Origin of the sequence: Polaromonas sp. CG_23.6 (genome assembly GCF_029892315.1) — a bacterium.
Classification (GTDB): Bacteria; Pseudomonadota; Gammaproteobacteria; order Burkholderiales; family Burkholderiaceae_C; genus Polaromonas.
Map to the genome: position 1 here is coordinate 2,542,053 of NZ_JARXUY010000001.1, position 19,971 is coordinate 2,562,023.

Annotated in this window: 21 protein-coding genes; 9 read left to right on the forward strand and 12 right to left on the reverse strand. The window is 49.2% G+C overall.

The features are described from left to right. Nucleotides 1-20: 20 nt before the first annotated feature. Nucleotides 21-980 (reverse strand): folate-binding protein YgfZ, encoded by a 960-nt coding sequence (locus H4V98_RS12040; protein WP_196864258.1) that lies wholly within the window; start codon nucleotides 978-980, stop codon nucleotides 21-23. Between the two features lie 85 nt (nucleotides 981-1,065). Between H4V98_RS12040 and mltG the strand changes: the two genes are divergently transcribed. The 6 genes from mltG (at nucleotide 1,066) to H4V98_RS12070 (ending at nucleotide 5,818) form a co-directional block, all read left to right on the forward strand. After that, complete coding sequence (gene mltG, locus H4V98_RS12045; protein WP_196864248.1) at nucleotides 1,066-2,073, forward strand: endolytic transglycosylase MltG; 1,008 nt, start codon at nucleotides 1,066-1,068, stop codon at nucleotides 2,071-2,073. Between the two features lie 6 nt (nucleotides 2,074-2,079). Then, the gene (gene tmk, locus H4V98_RS12050; protein ID WP_196864249.1) at nucleotides 2,080-2,772 is read left to right on the forward strand and encodes a dTMP kinase; all 693 of its coding nucleotides are present in this window, start codon (nucleotides 2,080-2,082) and stop codon (nucleotides 2,770-2,772) included. A 2-nt stretch (nucleotides 2,773-2,774) separates the two neighbouring features. Continuing rightward, nucleotides 2,775-3,905 (forward strand): DNA polymerase III subunit delta', encoded by a 1,131-nt coding sequence (locus H4V98_RS12055; RefSeq protein ID WP_196864250.1) that lies wholly within the window; start codon nucleotides 2,775-2,777, stop codon nucleotides 3,903-3,905. Between the two features lie 62 nt (nucleotides 3,906-3,967). Further along, the gene (locus tag H4V98_RS12060) at nucleotides 3,968-4,330 is read left to right on the forward strand and encodes a PilZ domain-containing protein (RefSeq protein ID WP_196864259.1); all 363 of its coding nucleotides are present in this window, start codon (nucleotides 3,968-3,970) and stop codon (nucleotides 4,328-4,330) included. 19 nt (nucleotides 4,331-4,349) lie between these two features. After that, nucleotides 4,350-5,150 (forward strand): TatD family hydrolase, encoded by an 801-nt coding sequence (locus tag H4V98_RS12065; protein ID WP_196864251.1) that lies wholly within the window; start codon nucleotides 4,350-4,352, stop codon nucleotides 5,148-5,150. Then, entirely contained in the window at nucleotides 5,147-5,818 is a 672-nt protein-coding gene (locus H4V98_RS12070; RefSeq protein WP_196864252.1) for an ankyrin repeat domain-containing protein, read from the forward strand. Before H4V98_RS12065 ends, H4V98_RS12070 begins: the two co-directional genes overlap by 4 nt. Before the next feature lie 277 nt (nucleotides 5,819-6,095). On the opposite strand, the gene H4V98_RS12075 is transcribed toward H4V98_RS12070, so the two are convergent. Next, on the reverse strand, nucleotides 6,096-6,653 hold the full coding sequence (locus tag H4V98_RS12075; protein WP_280757872.1) for a hypothetical protein: 558 nt from the start codon (nucleotides 6,651-6,653) through the stop codon (nucleotides 6,096-6,098). 132 nt (nucleotides 6,654-6,785) lie between these two features. On the opposite strand from H4V98_RS12075, the gene H4V98_RS12080 reads away from it, so the two are divergent. After that, the gene (locus H4V98_RS12080) at nucleotides 6,786-8,951 is read left to right on the forward strand and encodes a catalase (protein ID WP_231374867.1); all 2,166 of its coding nucleotides are present in this window, start codon (nucleotides 6,786-6,788) and stop codon (nucleotides 8,949-8,951) included. Between the two features lie 6 nt (nucleotides 8,952-8,957). Here the strand turns inward: H4V98_RS12080 and H4V98_RS12085 are convergent, their stop codons facing one another. The 7 genes from H4V98_RS12085 to guaB all read right to left on the reverse strand — a co-directional run bounded on the left by H4V98_RS12085 (nucleotide 8,958) and on the right by guaB (nucleotide 16,406). Further along, nucleotides 8,958-9,875: an adenylate/guanylate cyclase domain-containing protein gene (locus H4V98_RS12085; protein ID WP_196864661.1), complete on the reverse strand. Its 918-nt coding sequence runs from the start codon at nucleotides 9,873-9,875 to the stop codon at nucleotides 8,958-8,960. A 31-nt stretch (nucleotides 9,876-9,906) separates the two neighbouring features. Beyond that, nucleotides 9,907-10,845 carry an LD-carboxypeptidase gene (locus H4V98_RS12090; protein WP_196864660.1) on the reverse strand — a complete coding sequence of 313 codons (939 nt, stop codon included), beginning with the start codon at nucleotides 10,843-10,845 and terminating at the stop codon, nucleotides 9,907-9,909. 105 nt (nucleotides 10,846-10,950) lie between these two features. Beyond that, a complete protein-coding gene (gene tadA / locus H4V98_RS12095) occupies nucleotides 10,951-12,186 on the reverse strand; it encodes a tRNA adenosine(34) deaminase TadA (protein WP_196864659.1) in 1,236 nt (411 codons plus the stop codon). Nucleotides 12,187-12,241: 55 nt separating this feature from the next. Further along, complete coding sequence (locus tag H4V98_RS12100; protein ID WP_196864658.1) at nucleotides 12,242-12,487, reverse strand: hypothetical protein; 246 nt, start codon at nucleotides 12,485-12,487, stop codon at nucleotides 12,242-12,244. Nucleotides 12,488-12,512: 25 nt separating this feature from the next. Then, nucleotides 12,513-13,136, reverse strand: coding sequence for an FMN-binding negative transcriptional regulator (locus H4V98_RS12105; RefSeq protein ID WP_196864657.1), 624 nt, complete (start codon nucleotides 13,134-13,136; stop codon nucleotides 12,513-12,515). 97 nt (nucleotides 13,137-13,233) lie between these two features. After that, a complete protein-coding gene (gene guaA / locus H4V98_RS12110) occupies nucleotides 13,234-14,856 on the reverse strand; it encodes a glutamine-hydrolyzing GMP synthase (RefSeq protein ID WP_196864656.1) in 1,623 nt (540 codons plus the stop codon). Nucleotides 14,857-14,936: 80 nt separating this feature from the next. Beyond that, the gene (gene guaB / locus H4V98_RS12115) at nucleotides 14,937-16,406 is read right to left on the reverse strand and encodes an IMP dehydrogenase (protein WP_196864655.1); all 1,470 of its coding nucleotides are present in this window, start codon (nucleotides 16,404-16,406) and stop codon (nucleotides 14,937-14,939) included. 142 nt (nucleotides 16,407-16,548) lie between these two features. Between guaB and H4V98_RS12120 the strand changes: the two genes are divergently transcribed. Next, on the forward strand, nucleotides 16,549-17,076 hold the full coding sequence (locus H4V98_RS12120) for a DUF4124 domain-containing protein (protein ID WP_196864654.1): 528 nt from the start codon (nucleotides 16,549-16,551) through the stop codon (nucleotides 17,074-17,076). 21 nt (nucleotides 17,077-17,097) lie between these two features. Here H4V98_RS12120 and H4V98_RS12125 read toward each other — a convergent pair whose 3' ends face one another. Continuing rightward, entirely contained in the window at nucleotides 17,098-17,424 is a 327-nt protein-coding gene (locus H4V98_RS12125) for an RnfH family protein (protein ID WP_196864653.1), read from the reverse strand. Nucleotides 17,425-17,446: 22 nt separating this feature from the next. After that, complete coding sequence (locus tag H4V98_RS12130) at nucleotides 17,447-17,893, reverse strand: type II toxin-antitoxin system RatA family toxin (protein ID WP_196864652.1); 447 nt, start codon at nucleotides 17,891-17,893, stop codon at nucleotides 17,447-17,449. 71 nt (nucleotides 17,894-17,964) lie between these two features. Here H4V98_RS12130 and smpB point away from each other — a divergent pair, with 71 nt between their 5' ends. Then, complete coding sequence (gene smpB, locus H4V98_RS12135) at nucleotides 17,965-18,522, forward strand: SsrA-binding protein SmpB (protein WP_231374863.1); 558 nt, start codon at nucleotides 17,965-17,967, stop codon at nucleotides 18,520-18,522. A gap of 185 nt (nucleotides 18,523-18,707) precedes the next feature. Here the strand turns inward: smpB and H4V98_RS12140 are convergent, their stop codons facing one another. Next, on the reverse strand, nucleotides 18,708-19,841 hold the full coding sequence (locus tag H4V98_RS12140) for an enoyl-CoA hydratase/isomerase family protein (RefSeq protein ID WP_196864651.1): 1,134 nt from the start codon (nucleotides 19,839-19,841) through the stop codon (nucleotides 18,708-18,710). Between the last annotated feature and the right edge of the window lie 130 nt (nucleotides 19,842-19,971).

The window sequence follows — 19,971 nt, forward strand, 5'->3', positions numbered from 1 at the left end:
TTTCCTTGCGACGCATGGCTTCAAATGTCTTCAAGCAAAGGGTAGGGCAGTGGCAGCAGGGCCAGGGCCGGACCTGTCGGATTGCCCAAACTCAGGCGTTTTTCGCCCGAATGTGTTGTGGCATCGGCCGCTGCCGCCGTTTGAATCGACACGATCGCATCAAAACCACCCTCAGGGTGCGCAGCGGATGCAGCGACCAGACCGCAAGGCTGGTCAGGGTCTTGACCATGAAAAACTTCTTGCCCTGGCACAGGCGACGTATCGCTGTCGGTATGAACAACATACGCACGGCGCTTGAGCGTGCCGCGAAACTGGCTGCGTGCAACGATTTCCTGCCCGGGATAGCAACCTTTCTTGAAATTCACGCCACCCACCGATTCATAGTTGAGCATTTGCGGCACAAAAGACTCAAATACCGGCTGGCAGATCATGGCAATTCCCGATTGCACTTCGAGCCAGTTCCACATTTCCAGGTCAATGGGATTGCCATCAGGAACTGCGCAATGGACAGGTGCGCACCACAGGGTCCTTGGTTGGCTGGCGCCTGGGTACAGAACAATCAGGTTTGCCTCATCAACATCGACCTTGGTCCACGCAGGCTGAGCACTGACTGCCACGGGGTCAATCGCAGACCCCGTCAAGCCATACAGCAGAAAATTGTCGGTGGCGTCGGTGAGTTTTGCCTTTGCACGCATTACAAACATCGAAAGCCGCTTAAGTGTGGCGGCCAGAATATCGCGGCTGCACACCAGCAGAACTTCTTCCGGACTGCGCTTGAAAACGATGAAACTAGCCTGCATTCGCCCCTTGGCATTGCAAAAAGCCGCGAGGCGCGCTTGCGTCGTTCCCAACTGCGCCACGTCCTGTGTGAGCTGTCCCTGCAGGAACTTGACGGCGTCTTCGCCAACGGCGCGGATGATTCCGAGATGCGTCAGCTTGACGACGCCCGAAATTTGAGGAATTGAGCTGGTCATGGTCATGAGAAATTCGCTATAGAAGTGAAGTTGGCCTGAATTATCATTGCCCGGTGTTCGTTGGCATTGATGTTGAAAAGGTAGTAGGGTCGTGCGTCGTGTTTTTAAAAGTTTATTGATTTTTCTGTTTACCGCACCACTGCTGCTGCTAGGTGCGGCAATGTGGTGGCTCAACGCTCCCATGCCGCTTCGGCTGCCACCGGGAATTCAGGTCGTGGACCTTGAAATCGAGCGGGGCACCACGGCCAATGGCGTGGCAGATATTGTGGTGGCTAGCGGTGCGGAAGTACCGGTGCAACTGTTGCAGGCGTGGTTTCGTTTCTCGCGACAGGCCCGTCTAATCAAGGCGGGAAGTTATGAAATCGTTCCCGGCACCTCGCCCCGAAAATTGCTGAGCATGCTGGTTCGCGGTGAGGAAACGCTTAAAAACGTCACGCTGGTGGAAGGCTGGACCTTTAGCCAGGTTTTGCAGGCACTACAAAAAGCAGAGCAGCTCACGCCCGACACGCTTGCGCTAAGCCCTGAAATGATCATGGAAAAGATGGGAAAGCCAGGCGTGTACCCGGAAGGCCGGTTTTTCCCGGATACCTATACCTATGCCAAAGGCTCCAGCGATCTGGCCGTTCTCAAGCGCGCGGCTCGGGCCATGGACCGGCGACTTGACGCCGCCTGGAGTTTGCGCAGCCTTGAAACACCACTCAAGTCAGCTGACGAAGCGCTCATCCTGGCCAGCATTGTGGAAAAAGAAACCGGCAAGCCGTCGGATCGCGAACAGGTCAGCGGTGTTTTTACCAACCGGCTTCGCATTGGCATGCCGTTGCAAACAGACCCGACTGTGATCTACGGAATGGGCGCCCGGTTTGACGGCAACTTGCGCAAACGCGATCTTCAGATGGATACGCCTTACAACACCTACACCCGGACAGGTTTGCCGCCAACGCCGATTGCCATGCCGGGCAAAGCCGCATTGCTCGCGGCAGTGCAGCCGGCATCGACCAAAGCGCTTTATTTTGTCTCTCGGGGTGATGGCACCAGCGAGTTCAGCGAAAACCTTGATGGCCACAACCGCGCTGTCAACAAATACATTCGAGGCCGATAAATCATCATGACCCATCACGGCCTATTTATCAGTTTTGAAGGCATCGACGGCGCAGGAAAATCAACGCACATCGAAGCACTGGCCAACGCCTTCACGTCAGAAGGACGCACAGTGACGCTCACGCGCGAACCAGGCGGGACTTTGCTCGCCGAAAAGTTGCGTAATCTGGTCCTCGAAGAAGCCATGGATCCACTGACCGAGTCGCTGCTGATTTTTGCAGCTCGCCGTGACCACGTGGTGCGCGTGATTGCACCGGCGCTGCTGCGTGGCGAGGTGGTCTTGTGCGATCGCTTCACCGACGCCACATTCGCCTACCAAGGAGCGGGGCGCGGTTTTAATCTACGCGTGCTGGCCACACTTGAAAGCTGGGTGCAGACTGATGAGGGTCTTTTGGGCGACCCGGCAGGCAATCAACCGATGAAACCTGAAGTTGAAACGGTGATCGAGCCAGACCTTACGATCTGGTTTGACCTGCTTCCAGAAGATGCTGCCTTGCGCCTAGCTGACGCCCGTGTTCCCGACAGGTTCGAATCGCAGCCGGTAGAATTTTTTCGCCGTGTTGCGCAAGGCTACGCGGAACGTCAGCGCGATCATTTCGAACGCTTCGCGCGAATTGATGCTTCCCAGGCGCGGGATGCGGTCTGGCAGTGCGTCATGCAGGTGGTTATTGAAAAGGGATGGCTAAAGTCCGTGGCCTGACCATGAATACCCCAAATACACTCACTCTTCAAGGCCGACACCTGGCCCCATGGCTGCAGACACAACTGGAAAGTTTGCTGACGCAACGCGGTCACGCGTGGCTGCTGGGGGGGCCGTCAGGTCTTGGGCAGTTTGAACTGGCGCTGGCGTTGGCCACTGCCTGGTTGTGCGAGCAGCCTACTTCACGCGGTGCCTGCGGCCACTGCGGAAGTTGCCACGCAGTAGAGGTTCATACCCATGCAGACCTGTGCATGCTGATGCCTGAAACACTGTCACTTTCGCTGGGCTGGCCGCTAGACGAAAAAACGCAGGATGAGCTGGACGGAAAAAAGCGCAAGCCCAGCAAGGAAATCAAGGTGGATGCGGCGCGCGAAGCCGTTTCATTTACCCAGTTCACCCGTTCACGTGGAACGACCAAGGTGGTTGTGGTATTTCCTGCCGAGCGTATGAATCATGTGACAGCAAACACATTGCTGAAGACTCTTGAAGAGCCACCCGGGGCAGTTAAGTTCATTCTGGCAACAGAAGCGGCGCACCAACTGCTGCCAACCATTCGCAGTCGATGCATTGGCCACACCATGCTGTGGCCTGATTTTGAACTGGCTTTACGCTGGCTTGGAACTGAAACGGCTCGACTGGGTAGCACAGATAAAAAACCACAAAAAGCAGTCCAGCCATCAGACTCGGCTGACATGAAGACACTTTTGCTCAGAGCAGGCGGAAGACCGTCTGATGTGCTGAACTGGACGCAAGCCACCCCGGCTAAAGAGACTGCACAGCGATGGCAGGATTTCCCAAAAGCGATGCTTAATGGCGATGTCAGTGCCTTGGCGGATTTTCCACCAGCCCTAGCGGTTGTTGCCCTGCAAAAGCTTTGCCATGATTTGTGGTCAATCCGGGTGGGAGGTGTTCCCAGATTTTTCAGTGTTCAAGACTTGTCTGCAGTTCCCGTAAGAGCAGCCGGCAAAACAGTTCGTTTTTCTCAAGAGTTGGATGAAACAGGGTTGTATGCCCTTGCAAATTGGTCAAGGGACCTCAACGCTATTGCGCGCACTGTAGATCATCCTTATAACCCGGGATTGCTGATTGAATCCTTGGTAAGTCGTGCCAAGACAGCACTCACTGCCGTATAGCTTGGCATTCAGCTAATCAAAATAGATTCAACTTCCAAATCAGCATCATGAGCACAAAATCCATCTCAGGCCCTGCCACCACAGCATCCCGACCCAGCATTATTCAGTTGTCAATCAAAGAAAAGAGTGATCTATATACTGCCTATATTCCGTTGTTTAAAGAAGGGGGAATATTCATTGCCACCACCCGCGATTACAAACTTGGCGATGACGTCTATGTTTTGTTAACTCTTCCCGATGAAACGCAACGTCATCCAATCACCGGAAAAGTGGCATGGATTACACCTCCCCATGCTGCTGGCAACCAGACGCAAGGAATTGGCGTTCGGTTTCCGGTAGAAGAGAAATCACGCACACTTAAAGCAAAAATTGAAGAGCTTTTAGGCCCTAATGTGGGCGCCAGTCGAGCTACTGATACGATTTGAATATCATCTACATAAATTTATGTTTACAGATTCACACTGCCATTTAAGTTATCCAAGCTTAAAAGAAAATATATCAGAAATCCGTAAGGCTATGAAAGATGCGAAAGTGGAAAGAGCTTTATGCATTTGTACCACCCTTGAAGAATTTCAGGACGTTCACCAACTGGCATTAACCTATGACAATTTCTGGTGCACGGTTGGAGTACACCCTGACAATGAAAAAGTACAGGAACCGGATATTGACGATCTTGTTAGACGGGCCAAACTTGAAAGGGTGGTGGGAATAGGAGAAACAGGCCTTGATTACTACCGACTAGGTGAGAGAACACTTAAGGAAATGGAATGGCAGCGCGAGCGTTTTCGGGTACACATCAGAGCGGCTGGCTTGACTGGAAAGCCTCTTGTTATTCATACCAGAAATGCTTCGAATGACACGATTTCTATCTTGAAGGAAGAAATTGCAGTTGCCGCGACAAAGGGAAAAAATGTACGTGGTGTATTTCATTGTTTTACAGAAACTCAAGAAGTAGCAAGAGCCGCTTTAGATCTTGGTTTTTACATTTCTTTTTCAGGCGTAATTACGTTTAAAAATGCAGCAGATATTCGAGAAGTCGCCCGTTTTATTCCACTTGACCGACTTTTAATTGAGACTGACAGTCCTTATTTATCACCGATGCCTTATCGAGGGAAAACAAACAATCCTTCATATGTTCCCTTTGTAGCAAAACAGCTTGCCGAAATAAGACTCGAATCTCTCGACACTATTGCCCTTGCAACCAGTCGTAATTTTGAACAACTTTTTACGGAGGTCAGCACATGACAAAAATTTTTGCTGCGTTTGCAAAAAAATTATGTGTTGCGTTTGTTTTTGCAGGGACCGGGGTAGCTTGTGCAGGTTCGTTTGAAGATTTTTTCAATGCCATCCGGCAAGACAATTCAAGTAAGGTCAATGAGCTTCTTGTCAGAGGGTTTGATGCAAATACGATTGATCCAAAGGGCCAAACCGGCCTGTATCTTGCCCTGCGCGAGCCGTCGCCAAAAGTTACCCAGGTGTTGATTGATTGGCCAAAAACCAATCTCAACATACTCAATGCACAAGGTGAAAGCATTTTGATGCTAGCTTCCATCAAAGGAGAGCTGCAATTGGCCAGCAAGCTCATAAAAAAAGGAGCCGATGTAAATAAAACCGACTGGACACCGCTGCATTACGCAGCTAGCGGCGGACATACTGCACTGATCGGTCTACTTCTTGAAAATAATGCCTACATCGATGCAGAGTCGCCAAACAGTTCAACCCCGTTGATGATGGCTGCGATGTATGGCTCGGAAGCCTCAGTGAAACTATTACTTAAAGAGGGCGCAGATCCAAGACTCAAAAATCAGCAAGGTCTTACGGCACTGGATTTTGCCCAGCGTGGAAAAAGGCCTGACTCTATAGAAGCGATCGCTGCATCAATCAGAAATGAACGTCCAAAAGGTAAATGGTGAAATATTTTTGATATTCCACGATGTATATTATGTTAACTTTTAAAGTTTTTGAATGTTAGGTTGATACTTTAGAGACCATGTTTGCTTCATGAATCTAGTAGCAGAATGATATAAAGCGGCGCGACGAGGTTCACGGACCGCTCAGGCGCATGGAGAACATGTTCGACAGGATCCTGAGCGCTGCCTGCCAAGACCTGTTCCATCTCGGCACCTTTTGCCACTCACAGCGTCTGCATCGGCCCCATTCGGTGAAGACAGACCGCCAAGAGATTGAGCCCTAACTCGGCTTTTGCCTATTCCAGGACCTGCACGCTGAACTGTCAAAACTTAGAATGTTTTTAATCCAGCCTTTGGGCGGATCGGCAGTCCACTTGCGTTTGCGGTAATCTAGTTTCCGGTGTTCCGGTTGAAACTTAGCGACCATGGCTACCGCGTGCTGGTAACCCATGGCATTCTCTCGCTCTGCCAATACGTTGCCTACGTCACTCGGCGCGATCACCAGCTCGGTTTCCGGCTGAGTTGCAAAAAATTCAGTAATTACCGCTTGACTGCAGTAGCGCGCATCAGCTAATGCGCAGTCCTCCGCTGTGCCGATATGCGTTTTGACGACCGCGACGGTGGGGTTAACCGTCTCATCGACTGCGTTCTGTGCGTTGTAGCTGTAAATAATGCAAACCTCATTTCGCTTCATGCCGCAAAAATATTGTATGATTTTTGAAAATATACTAATATTAAAATCACTATTCGCCAAGACAACGTAACAAAAAAGTACCTTACGTTTTGACTCCAGCTGACTGAGGATTAACCTAGTAAAAGTAGCTCTATTTTCTTTCACTAAAAAGAGATATAAACTTATATAAAGTAATTGATAAAAAAAATAGCATGAAATTCTTCTGACAAAGACAGGTCATGTCCGCTTATTATCTAAGCCGTTTTAAAACAGTCATCATCGAGGAATTTTATGCCAATGCTCCCAAAACGTAATGTGTCCAACACGCGCAATACTATCTCTAATAAAAAATTAGAACAACTTGAATTATTTACTATTCCAGTGAATTCTGATTTAACGAGCAATCAGGGTGTTCAGTTATCAGATAATCACAACTCTCTTAAAGCTAGTGATAATGGACCTACACTGGTGGAAGATTTTATTCTCAGAGAGAAAATTATGCATTTTGGCCACGAACGCATTGCTGAACGTGCTGTGAATGCCAGAGGTTGTGGAGCGCATGGATTTTTTAAGCCATATATTTCAATGGTTCAATATACAAGTGCTGCATTTTTGCAAGATCCTGAAATTGAAACACCCGTTTTTGTACGATTTTCCGGTGCGTTGGGTTCTCAAGGATCGGCTGACACAGTCCGGGATGTGCGTGGATTCGCAGTAAAATTTTATACAGAACAGGGAAATTATGACTTAGTTGGTAACAGCATTCCTGTTTTTTATATTCAGGATGCAATTAAATTCCCAGACCTGATACATGCCCTAAAACCAGAACCACACAATGAAATGCCGCAAGCCAGCAGTGCGCACGATACATTTTGGGACTTTGCCTCTTTAGAGCCCGAGGTAACGAATATGCTGATGTGGACTATGTCAGATAGAGGTTTGCCTCGCAGCTTTAGAATGATGGAAGGATTTGGTGTGCATGCTTTCCGTTTCATCAATGCACGACAAGACGCTTTTTTTGTGAAGTTTCACTGGAAACCAAAATTGGGAGTACATGCTCTTGACTGGGATGAAGCTCAAAAAATAGCAGGCAAAGATCCAGATTTTCTTCGCCGGGATCTTTGGGAGTGTATCGATACTGGCAATTTTCCTGAATGGGAGTTAGGTGTACAGATCGTGGATGCTGGACGCGAAGATGAGTTGGGTATTAACATACTCGATGCAACAAAGCTAATTCCTGAATCACAAGTACCCGTGCAAATTATTGGGAAAATGACACTGAATAGAAATGTTGAAAATTTTTTTTCAGAAACTGAACAAGTCGCTTTTCACCCAGGAAATCTTGTCCCGGGTATAGATTTTTCTAATGATCCTCTTTTACAGGGAAGACTTTTTTCTTATACAGACTCTCAGTTGGCACGTCTGGGTGGTGCAAATTTTCATGAAATTCCAATCAATCGCAGTGTTTGTCCAGTTCACAATTATCAGCGCGGAGGCCTCCATCGTCAGACTATCAATAAAGGCAGGGTTGCATATGAACCCAATACATTGGCTAACGATATTGAATTACGTATTGATGGAAATACTGCTGGATTTAAGTCGCAATCCAATCTGATCGGATTATCAAAATCGAGGAACAGACATTTTTCTTTTGATGACCATTTTTCGCAAGCAACCTTATTTTGGAACAGTCAGAGTGTTTTTGAAAAGGAACACATCGTTGCAGCTTTCAAGTTTGAGTTATCTAAAGTAGAGTCGTCTGTTATTAGACAAAGGGTGGTCGACAACCTTGCCCATGTTGATTTGAAATTTGCAGGTCGTGTTGCCTCAGGTCTCGGAATTAATGCGCCTGATCTAAAAGCTGCATCCGGTCGAATTGGTTTTCGACATTGTAGGAATTCTTTAAAGATTCTTGAAGACGCAACCTTAAGTATGGCACCACGTAATATAGTTAATATAAAAACAAGAAAAATTGCCATATTGGTAACAAATGGAGTTGATGCTAGTCCTTTTAGAAGTCTTGTGATGGATCTGATTGAAGCAGGTGGAATCTGCAAGTTTATAAGTATTGAACTCGGGAGTGTATCTACAACTACAGGTAAAAGAATTGCCATAGATCACACTTTTTTTACTATGCCATCTATTATGTTCGATGCAGTGTTAATACCTGGAGGTCAGGAAAGTACAACGGGTCTGTGTAGCTTTGGCGGAGCAATTCATTTTGTTCTTGAAGCATATAAGCACGGAAAGACAATTTGCGCTTTGAATGAAGGCAGTCAATTACTAACAACTTTAGGATTTAGTACAGACAAAACCATTGATTCAATTACTATACCAACACCTGGAGTAATACTGGCCGACACACGTAAGGCCCTTGATGGACAAATATCAGAATTTTTTCAGACCGAAATTGCGTTTCATCGTCATTGGAATAGGATTAATCTAGACGCAGTACCAGCTTAAAAAATATCAAGTTTCACCCTGAAATTTGAATGTGACTGTTGGTACACTAAAATCTTCGAATGATGCACCAAGAGCTATCTCTCCATTAAGCAGAAGCATACAGTCCTGTCGACGTAAAGAAATAGTTGAGTCCCCATTGGAAAATCGTAACCAGGTTCCATAGCTACTTATATCTTTTAAATAGAAATTTCCAGTTCTCCACTCAATCACTGCATGTTTTCGGGATACACGGGGGTCTTGAACAACAAATTGTGCATCATCGTCACGGCCAAGATAAACAGGAAGATCAGCAACATTAAACTTCACATTAATATCAAGCCAAGATAATTCTAAATAAGTCGTTTTTAAATCATTTTTTTTAAAGGTCGACGGCATTAACCTTGCTGGTACGGTAAAAACTTCTGAATGAATTTCATCCTGCCATTCCACGCGGTAAACAATGCAAGTTTCCACACGACCTCTAATTATCATCGGCCCAAGACAGCGTGATCTAAAAGAAGATAAATTAGATATTTGGTTACTAACGCTTTCATTAATAAGTATTTGTTCTGAGCCCGAAAGATCGCTTAGCCGTGATGCAACGTTAACGGCATCGCCATAGCAATCACCATCCTGTTCTACAACATCCCCTCGCGCCATACCAATTTGAAGCCGCATTTTTAATGCAAGTGGCCAATGTCGGATTCGATCGTGATGAATTTTCTGTAGTTCTATTGCAGCAATTAGAGCATTATCACTTTCCTTAAAGAGGATAAGTACGCCGTCTCCGAGATATTTCACTACATGTCCGTTATGCTTTTCACAGACATGTCCAATCCAATGGGTCAAGCTGGTGATTACTTGAACCGCTTTTGTATTGCCAAGTTTTTCGAATATGGCAGTACTTCCAGTTAGATCTGCAAAAACGACGGTGAGTTCTGCCATGGATTAGATTTATTGATTATTTACGCATCGTTCAATGCTGATGGCCCCAGAGCAAAAATGCGTCGCGGCCCTCCACTGCTAGTGTTACGGGCATACCAACAGGCAAAACAATTTTAGTAGCAACATGCCCGAATGGAAGACCGGTAAGTACCAATGCATTTACCTGTTTTTTTAACCACTCGATCACGCTGGCCATTTGATAATTTTTATCATGTGGGACCAATTTATACTGAGTGAACTGGCCAAATATGATGGCCCTTTGTTGTGCCAATATACCGGCTTGGAGCAACTGGGCAAGCATACGCTCAACGCGGTAAGGATGCTCCCCAATATCTTCAATAAACAAGATGCCATTTTCTACCACAGGAAGATATGGTGTTCCGACCAGAGATGTCAGCATCGCCAGATTACCTCCCCAGAGAACAGAATTGTCGATACTGTACGCTGTGCTTACGCTAAATGGATCTTTTTGTTTAATAACTGTCTTTGGCATTCTCCAGCCGCTACCCTCCCCTTGACCTGTCACCATGTCATTAAAGCATGCTTCCATAATGTCATCAGAACCAGCTAAGGCTCCAAAATCCTCTCCCAGTGAAGGACCTGCCCAACTTACAGCTCCAGTCTTGGCAAATAATGCCATTTGGAATGCCGTAAAGTCGCTAAATCCGACAAATTGAGTTCCACGACTTATGGCTGTTGAAACAATTTCGTAATCTATTGCCGGAAGTATGCGTGTGAGTCCATAACCTCCACGGGAAATCATTGCAATATCTGCACCGCTCGCACAAGCCCTGTAAATGGCCGCGATGCGTGTTTCGTCATCTCCTGCAAAGCGTTGATGAATTTCTAATGCAGCTTTGTCAACTTCTACTTCATAACCTAATGATTTCAGGCGTTTTACACCCCGCTTGAAAGCAAGCTTATCGCTTACTGCGCTCGAAGGGGAGAATATATATATTGATTTTTTCATAAGACTAATTTTCCTATTACTTTTGCATATTACTATTTTATTTTTAATTAATTTTGTAGATTACATTCAATTGCAATTGATGCGCATTTAAAAAATAATTAGCGTTCAGCTTAGATTCTGAAAACTCCAGAATCTTTCAGATTCTTGTAATATCTGTAGATGATTTTCACTATTTTGGCTGCGCATCAGGTCTGACAACGAAAGTGACGCTACATGATAATTCTGCAAGATCGAAAATGACTCTTCTTTTTCTTTAGAGGAATAACTTGACTCAGTATTTTTTAATTTATGTGGATAAATTAAATCATGATCAACTTGTCGACAAGTTGCCAGTTTCCACAGGGCAATTCCTTCACACATAAAATGCACTTTTTCGGAGAATTCCCCTGCTAGATTTATTGCTTTTAGACCTCGATAACGTTTCGGTTCAGACATCGGTAATGTCAAACCCATAAGTCCTTGCCGTTCTGGAAACACCAGAACGATATTACTTAAATCAAGTGCTTCTACCAATTCCAATAATATCTGGCGATGTCGTGCAAATGTATGAAAAATAGACTTCTTGGGTTTGTCGCTTTTGCCGCACCCAATCAAATCCGGTACGACCACCCTGTCCCCAGATTGAAGTAGTTGCGGAATTATTTTTCGAAATTCGTAACTCCAGCCTGGAATATTGTGCAAACACAGATAGGTGATGGGTTTCCGTTCGGGATCTTTTACAAACGAAGCCATCTGTTCATCAAGATAGTGAATTCTCAAACCGCCCAGTGCGCACAGATCGCTGCGGTAATTCGAAATCCAGGGATAGTCAGGCAAATCATCGAAAACAGCATCGGGTGTACGCAGTGCATCATCGCGTAAGGGATGGCGTCGTAGTTCCGATGCACGCTTTTCGAACCGGCGTTGACGAAAAAAATCCTGCATCAGGCCTCGACTCGCATCGGCAAGTACGCCGCCTTGGCATTCGGTTTTATGGTTAAGTGATGATTGTGCAAACAGATTAATGACAGAACCAGCTGCCCCGGTTTTTGGCTCGGAGGCTCCAAACACCACACGTTTAAGCCTTGCATTCAGTATGGCGCCACTGCACATGGCGCATGGCTCCAAAGTGACAAACAGTTCACATTCATTAAGCCGATAGTTTCCAAGTATTTTTGCTGCCGCTCTTAATGCGACGATCTCGGCGTGTGCAGTTGGATCGTTGCCACTAATCAAGGAGTTTCGGCCCCTGGCAATCACTTGTTTTAGCCTAACAATGACAGCGCCGACAGGAACCTCCCCTGACGAGGCAGCTATTCTTGCCTGTTCAAGCGCCATTTTCATGAAGTCGGCGTCATTCATGTGCTACTTGAAGTATAGCCAGAAGCTGCACACGGCAAAGTACAGACATCATTGTTTACTCTTCATCTGAGGTTCTGGAAATTTTGAAGGCCGCTTCGAGCGACTGCCTGACATGATCTTTAATCTGCTGAGATTGCAACACAGAATTTTTGACATCAGAAAGTCCAGCTGACTCGGTGATAGTGTTTCGAGTAATCGCAGGGTCTTGTGCTGCCGTTACATCACCCATATATTTTTTTGCCAGGAGTCCAACCACAGCAAGTGCAATCAACAAACTTATCCATACAAGAACAAGACGCATTTCAAACTTTCAGAATTATTGCTGGTTATTTGGCGATGCGTTTCATCCAGCGCCCAAGGTATTGGTCGCAATCTTTGCCGTTCTCATAAATGGCCTGCATGGCTAAAGAGGCTTCGGGTCGGTGCTGGTTAAGTTTTAATTTAAATTGCAAGTCCAATACCTGCAACTCGAACCCTAGAATGACTGTCAGCATTTTCTGCGAATATGCATTCTCTATTCCCTGCCATTGTTTATCATAGGTTGGCTCATGATCATCAATAAGCTTTTTCAGAAAACTATTTTTGGCCGCAGCGTCATCCATCTGCGTCGCTTGCACGGTGCAATGCACGGCCACATAATTCCACGTCGGAACGCATGCCAAGTCAGGGTAAACCGTAGGTGACAAATAAGCGTGAGGACCGAGAAAATTCACAACTGCCTGCAGTCGGTCCCGAAAATATCGACAATGGGAATTTCCTCCGGCAAAATTTCCCAGCAGGGTGAATATCTTTAGACCTGGAAGGTCATCCGTCTTTTCCAGAGGCAGCGGCAAATGGGTGGTGAAAGGAAGACCCGACGCGTCAACACTGAAAAAGTTGGCGAAAGGAGGCTGCCGCATCAAATCCGCAGCCTGTGCACGATCACCTTCGAAATGGGGAGGCAGGTACATGGCCGCAAGCTTAATTCAGAATTACATCCAAACTGTCAACAGATCAGAAGCATTTTTTGAAAGACAGCCAAGCCAGCGCACTCGTCAGCAAAAGAGATTATTCCCACTCGATGGTTGCAGGTGGCTTACTACTGACGTCGTAGGTGACGCGGTTGATGCCACGAACTTCGTTGATGATGCGGCCTGAAACCTTTTTAAGCAGCGCATAAGGCAGTTCAGCCCAATCTGCAGTCATGAAATCATTGGTTTGCACTGCCCGCAATGCCACTACATACTCATACGTCCGGCCATCGCCCATCACACCAACGCTTTTTACTGGCAGAAATACCGCAAATGCCTGGCTAGTCAGGTCGTACCAGGTCTGTCCGGTTTCCGCATCCTTGAAGTTTCGCAACTCTTCGATAAAAATAGCATCCGCTTGGCGCAGCAAATCGGCATATTCTTTTTTCACTTGTCCCAAAATTCTCACGCCCAGCCCAGGTCCTGGGAAGGGATGGCGGTAGACCATGTCGTGCGGCAGCCCCAACGCTACCCCTAACTCGCGCACCTCGTCTTTGAACAATTCGCGCAGGGGTTCGAGCAGCTTCAGGCCCAGCTGTTCGGGCAGACCACCGACGTTATGATGGCTCTTGATCGTGACGGCTTTTTTGCTCTTGGCGCCGCCTGACTCGATCACGTCGGGATAAATGGTTCCTTGGGCTAGCCATTTTGCACCTTTATACGCGCCGTCAAGTCCCGCCTTTAGCCGCGCAGCTTCCGCCTTGAACACCTCGACAAACTCACGTCCGATGATCTTTCGTTTGGCTTCCGGATCGCTTACGCCGGCAAGGTGTCCCAGAAACTGTTCAGCCGCATCGACGCGAATCACTTTGGCATGCAGCTTGCCGACAAACATCTCCATTACCATGTCGCCCTCGTTCAAGCGAAGCAGGCCATGATCGACAAATACACAAGTGAGTTGCTCGCCAATGGCGCGGTGAATTAGGGCTGCAGCCACCGATGAATCAACGCCGCCCGACAAGCCCAGAATGACCTCTTCATCCCCAACCTGCTGGCGGATTTTTTCGACGGCTTCGGCAATGTAGTCGCCCATAACCCAGTCGGGACGGGTAGCGCAAATGTCCAGGACAAATCGGTTGAGAATGGCTGCACCCTGTTTGGTATGCGTGACTTCGGGATGAAACTGAAGGCCGTAGAAATGCCGTTCTTCGTCTGCGATACCAGCAATTGGGCAGCTGTCGGTGCTGGCCATGAGCTTGAAACCAGGCGGCATTTCAGTCACCTTGTCACCATGACTCATCCAGACGGTGAGCATGTCCTGCCCGTCTGATGTCGCGAAGTCTTGAATATCTTTTAGCAGCGCCGTGTGGCCGCGTGCCCGAACATCGGCATGGCCAAATTCACGCTTGTGTCCACCTTCGACCTTGCCGCCCAGCTGGTACGCCATGGCCTGCATGCCATAGCAGATGCCCAGCACCGGAATACCCAGATTAAACACTGACTGCGGCGCCTTATCTGTGGCTTCTTCGTAAATGCTTGCGTGGCTGCCTGACAAGATGATGCCTTTCAGGTTGCCGTCACTTGCATATTCACGAACCCAGTCATCGCTCACATCGCATGGATGGACTTCACAGAAAACATGCGCTTCGCGGACCCGACGCGCGATCAGTTGGGTGACCTGTGAGCCGAAATCAAGAATGAGAATTTTTTGGTGCTGCATGAAAGACGCCTTGGGCGATGGTTCAGTCAAAAAGAAAAAGGGCGCCTGCCGCCAGACGCCCAGAATGCATTGAAAAGGCTTTATTCAGCGCGGTAATTAGGCGCTTCCTTGGTGATCTGAACGTCATGCACATGGCTTTCGCGAATGCCTGCGGAGGTGATCTCGACAAATTCAGACTTGTTCTGCATTTCCTCGATGGTGGCGCAGCCGCAATAGCCCATGCTGGCGCGCAATCCACCAGCCATCTGGTAAATGATGGCGACCATCGAACCTTTATAAGGAACACGGCCTTCAATGCCCTCAGGCACCAGTTTGTCGGCATTGGGATTGCCAGTGCTGGACTCCTGGAAATAGCGATCAGCACTGCCTTGCTGCATGGCGCCGATGCTGCCCATGCCGCGATAGCTTTTATAGCTTCGGCCTTGAAACAAAATAACTTCGCCGGGCGCTTCTTCAGTCCCTGCAAACATGCCGCCCATCATGACCGTGCCGGCGCCAGCAGCAATGGCTTTGGCAATATCGCCGCTGTAGCGAATGCCGCCGTCGGCTATCAGGGGAACGCCCGTGCCACGCAAAGCGGTCGCGACGCTGTCAATGGCCATGATTTGCGGCATGCCAACGCCCGCAACAATGCGAGTGGTGCAGATACTTCCCGGACCGATACCGACCTTGACGGCATCAGCGCCCGCTTCGACCAGCGCCAATGCTGCTGCTCCCGTGGCGATGTTTCCACCAATCACGTCAATGTGCGGATAGTTTTGCTTGACCCAGCGTACCCGGTCAATCACGCCCTTGCTGTGGCCATGCGCGGTATCAACGACGATTGCGTCGACGCCTGCGCGGACCAGGGCCTCGACGCGCTCTTCGGTGCCCTCGCCCACACCGACAGCTGCGCCGACGCGCAGCTTCCCATGCAGGTCGCGCGCAGCATTCGGAAAAGTCGTTTGTTTGGTGATGTCCTTGACCGTGATTAAGCCCTTGAGCTCGAACTCGTCATTGATCAGAAGCACACGTTCCAGCCTGTGCTTGTTCAGCAGCGCCTTGGCGTCCGCAAGCGTGGCCGTATCAGGCATGGTGATCAAGCGATCGCGCGGCGTCATGATGGTGCTGACCGGCACGTCCATGCGCGACTCGAACCGCATGTCGCGTCCGGTCACGATGCCAACTACCTTGCCGCCATCAATTACCGGAAAGCCAGAAATGCCGAGCTGCTCGCTGAGCGCCATAACCTGCCGCACTGTATGCGTTGGAGTGATAACGACCGGGTCGCGCAAAACGCCACTTTCGTAGCGCTTGACGCGTGACACCTCGGCGGCTTGCTGCTGCGGCGTGAGGTTTTTATGAACGATGCCGATGCCACCCTCCTGCGCAATGGCAATTGCCAGCCGCGCTTCGGTAACCGTGTCCATGGCGGCTGAAACCAGCGGCAGGTTCAGGCGGATGTTGCGGGAGAACTGGGTGGAAAGAAGGGCGTCCTTGGGAAGGACCTGGGAGAACGCTGGCACCAACAATACGTCGTCGAAGGTGAGCGCTTTGCCGAGTAGGCGCATAGAGAAAGCTCCAAAAACACGATTGTACCTTTGCCCCACTATTCACTTTACACACAGTGGCCACACACACTTTCAAGCCCTCATGGTTAAGTGTCATCACCAAAATACATTAGATATCGAAACACGGCGATACACTTTCCCCATGAACTTCAAATTTCTGACGCGAACCTTGATTCTGGCTTTAGCCGGCTGTGTATTGACGATTCCAGCCCTTGCCGAGTGGCAATGGCTGGACAAAGACGGTCGAAAGGTATTTAGCGACCAGCCGCCTCCCATTGACACGCCACAAAAAAATATCATAAAAAAGGCAGAATTCAAGGCTGACACTCGCTCTCAGGATGTAGCTGCCGGTATGCCTGCCCTTGCTGCATCAGCGCCTGCTGTGAAAACCAGCATGCCCAAGCTTTCGGGAAAGGATAAAGAGCTCGAAGCCATGAAAAAAAAGGCCGATATGCTGGATGAAACTAAAAAGCAGGCTGAGGTTGAAGAGTTTGCAAAGTCCAGGGCGGACAATTGTGAACGCGCAAAAAAAGCCCAGGCTTCCCTCAATTCAGGCATTCGTATCGCCACGACCAATACAAAAGGAGAGCGCGAATACATGGATGACGCCGCACGGTCAGCGGAAACCAAGCGATTGCAGTCGATTGCAGAAAGCGATTGCGTGAAATAACCTGCAGGCACGCTTACCGATTCAATAGCCGGCTTTTGCGCCAAGCCGCTTTTGGGTGAATAACCCCGCGCTTTTAACGCCCTGACGGTCAAAGCGCTCACGCCTCGCGGTTTTCGGATCAACACGCAAGGGTCGGTAGATTTCTATCCGGTCCTTGTCTGCCAAAGGTTGGTTGAGCCGGATTTTTCGCCCCCAGATGCCTGTTGTCGGCTTGTTGGCAAGTTCCGGATATTCTTTAAAGATGCTGCAAGCCAAAAGTGCTTGAATTACGGTTGTGCCAAGCTCTAACTCAAGCACCCACTCCCTGACTTGCCGCGGTGCGGGTGAGTAAACCAGTGTTATGTTCATCCGCAAGGCCTTTTTAGATGCCTCAAGCGTCGCCATAGACCTGAGACGCTCGCTTCACAAATGCATCTACCAGACTGCCAGCGATCTTGTCAAACACCGGCCCGACCAGCGCCGCCAGCGTTCCGTTATCGAAGTCATAGCTCATGGCAAACTCAACCTTGCATGCACGCTGGCTGCCATCGCCTAAAGGTAAAAAGTTCCACTCACCTTCCAATTTGGAAAATGGACCTTTGACCAGCTTGAGAATGACCTTCTGGTCAAGCGTATGTGTATTGTGTGTGGTGAAACTTTGCCGGATGCCAGCAATGGATATGCCCACCTTGGCTACCATGCCCTGAGCAGTCTCCTCTTCCACCGAGGCACGGTCGCACCAAGGCAAAAACTGCGGATAGCTGGCAACATCGGTGACCAGCGCAAACATTTCAGCGGGGCTGTACCAGATAAGAACGGACTTGTGAACGGTTTTCATACAATCTAAGGCTGGGGGCAATTGTATGAGCCACAAGTGCTGCTTCGCCCCTCTGCTCCAATATCTTAGTCATGGCCACCAAAGAAGCAAATTCCTCCAAAAAACCAGCTGTCTCCTCTTCGGGCAAACCGGTGGGCAAATCGGCAGCAAATCTTTCACCCAAGGCCGCTGCCGCTGCAGTGCGCATTGCCGACAACAAGAAGGCTACCTTCAACTACCACATTGAAGAGCGGTTCGAAGCCGGCATGGTGCTGGAAGGCTGGGAAGTCAAGTCGGTGCGCGAGGGCAAAGTCCAGCTCACCGACGGCTATGTGGTGATCCGGGGCGGCGAGTTGTTCATCATTGGCTGCCAGATCAACCCGCTGGGCACTGCATCGACCCATATCCGGCCCGACTCTGTACGTACCAAGAAGCTTCTGATGCACAAGGAAGAAATTCGCCGTTTGATTGGCAAGATCGAACAAAAGGGTTTCACGCTGGTGCCGCTCAACATGCACTGGAAGGCCGGCAGGGTGAAGTGCGAGATTGGCCTGGCCAAAGGCAAGGCCGAGCATGACAAGCGCGACACTATCAAGGACCGCGAAGGCAAGCGCGAAGTTGACCGGGCCATGAAGTCAAGGAACCGATAAACATATCGTGTGCGAATTCGAAAAAATTTGAGATTTGTCCGATTAGATCGACAACGAATAATCGTTCGTTGTTCTTCTTTACTTAGTGGTTTGATGAAATTATTTTGTTAATAACTTTTTATGTAGATAACATTCGTCGTGAAGATTGGCAAGTGACAGCTGAGATGCCCTGCCAATCGATTCTTCTACAGGTTTCCTAAAGGATGCGTTTGCGCACTCCAAGGACTGACGAAAAAGGCATCAGCCATGCCTGGCTTCACGTCCTCGATGCGCGCCGGCTTCCATTTCGGCATGTAGTCCTTGTCCACCGCCAGTGCGCGGATACCCTCGACAGTTTCGCTTTCTACCCCGGGGCGCAGGTAAAAGCACTGATGCACCATGTCGCGCTCCATGCGCAAGTCATCGGCCAGCGTCATGCTGCGGGCACGGCGAATCTGCTCGAGCGTGACATGCAACATCAACGGCGAGCGCTTGCGCAGTACCCCGGCGATCCGGGCAGCCCAGCGGTCGTCCTTGGCTTTTTCAAGCGCATCGACAATATGCTTGATGCGCAGCAACGAGAAAAATTGATCAATATGACCCGTTACGCAGACTGGACGGCTACTTTCAGATATAAATTTTGATGTAATCCATTGATCAGCTTGCGCCACTGACGCCCACAGCGTGGTGCCCAGTTCGACCCACAGCGTCGGCAAGGCAGCCGCATCAAGTTTCACATCTGCCAGTCCATAGTCGATGGCTTCCTCGGCCCCTATGACTTCGCCGGTCAGTGCCAGGTATTCGCCCACGTGGCCCGGACAACGGCTCAGGAAATAGCCGCCGCCCACGTCCGGGAACAGGCCGATATTGGTCTCAGGCATGGCCATTTTGGTGCGCTCGGTAACGATACGTACCCGCGCACCTTGGCTGATACCCATGCCGCCGCCCATCACCACACCGTCCATGAAGGCGATATAGGGCTTGGAATAGGTCTGGATCAGATGGTTGAGTTGATATTCCTCGGTAAAAAACTCATCCAGCGCGGCTTCGCCAGCCAGCGCTGCCTGATGAAAAAACCGGATGTCACCGCCAGCACAAAACCCGCCAAACAGGCTTTCCGGTGTTCCGGGACGGCCCGTTTTGTTGGTGCCTCGAATCGCGACCAGATGCACGTCAGGATCGTCTTGCCAGGCACGCAAGATATTGAACAGGTCACGAACCATGGACAGCGACAGGGCATTGAGCGCCTTGGGCCGGTTCAATGTGATCAGCCCGGCATTGCCTTGACGTTCGGCCAGCACATCGCCGGCTGCATCGATTTTGTTAGTTTCTGTTGTCATGCTTTCTGTTTCCATTTAATCTATTTATTCACCACCAGTGCGCAAATGACCAGCGAATCGCCTGTCAGCGCACTGGAACGCGGCACCGTGTCAACGCAAACACCACCCATAAGACATCACCGGCCTTGAT

Bases quoted from the DNA above. Each gene is read 5' to 3' on its own strand.
- H4V98_RS12040 (WP_196864258.1), bottom strand. From the start codon at position 980: ATGACCATGACCAGCTCAATTCCTCAAATTTCGGGCGTCGTCAAGCTG.
- tmk (WP_196864249.1), top strand. From the start codon at position 2,080: ATGACCCATCACGGCCTATTTATCAGTTTTGAAGGCATCGACGGCGCA.
- H4V98_RS12055 (WP_196864250.1), top strand. From the start codon at position 2,775: ATGAATACCCCAAATACACTCACTCTTCAAGGCCGACACCTGGCCCCA.
- H4V98_RS12065 (WP_196864251.1), top strand. From the start codon at position 4,350: ATGTTTACAGATTCACACTGCCATTTAAGTTATCCAAGCTTAAAAGAA.
- H4V98_RS12070 (WP_196864252.1), top strand. From the start codon at position 5,147: ATGACAAAAATTTTTGCTGCGTTTGCAAAAAAATTATGTGTTGCGTTT.
- H4V98_RS12080 (WP_231374867.1), top strand. From the start codon at position 6,786: ATGCTCCCAAAACGTAATGTGTCCAACACGCGCAATACTATCTCTAAT.
- H4V98_RS12085 (WP_196864661.1), bottom strand. From the start codon at position 9,875: ATGGCAGAACTCACCGTCGTTTTTGCAGATCTAACTGGAAGTACTGCC.
- H4V98_RS12090 (WP_196864660.1), bottom strand. From the start codon at position 10,845: ATGAAAAAATCAATATATATATTCTCCCCTTCGAGCGCAGTAAGCGAT.
- tadA (WP_196864659.1), bottom strand. From the start codon at position 12,186: ATGAATGACGCCGACTTCATGAAAATGGCGCTTGAACAGGCAAGAATA.
- H4V98_RS12100 (WP_196864658.1), bottom strand. From the start codon at position 12,487: ATGCGTCTTGTTCTTGTATGGATAAGTTTGTTGATTGCACTTGCTGTG.
- H4V98_RS12105 (WP_196864657.1), bottom strand. From the start codon at position 13,136: ATGTACCTGCCTCCCCATTTCGAAGGTGATCGTGCACAGGCTGCGGAT.
- guaA (WP_196864656.1), bottom strand. From the start codon at position 14,856: ATGCAGCACCAAAAAATTCTCATTCTTGATTTCGGCTCACAGGTCACC.
- guaB (WP_196864655.1), bottom strand. From the start codon at position 16,406: ATGCGCCTACTCGGCAAAGCGCTCACCTTCGACGACGTATTGTTGGTG.
- H4V98_RS12120 (WP_196864654.1), top strand. From the start codon at position 16,549: ATGAACTTCAAATTTCTGACGCGAACCTTGATTCTGGCTTTAGCCGGC.
- H4V98_RS12125 (WP_196864653.1), bottom strand. From the start codon at position 17,424: ATGAACATAACACTGGTTTACTCACCCGCACCGCGGCAAGTCAGGGAG.
- H4V98_RS12130 (WP_196864652.1), bottom strand. From the start codon at position 17,893: ATGAAAACCGTTCACAAGTCCGTTCTTATCTGGTACAGCCCCGCTGAA.
- smpB (WP_231374863.1), top strand. From the start codon at position 17,965: ATGGCCACCAAAGAAGCAAATTCCTCCAAAAAACCAGCTGTCTCCTCT.
- H4V98_RS12140 (WP_196864651.1), bottom strand. From the start codon at position 19,841: ATGACAACAGAAACTAACAAAATCGATGCAGCCGGCGATGTGCTGGCC.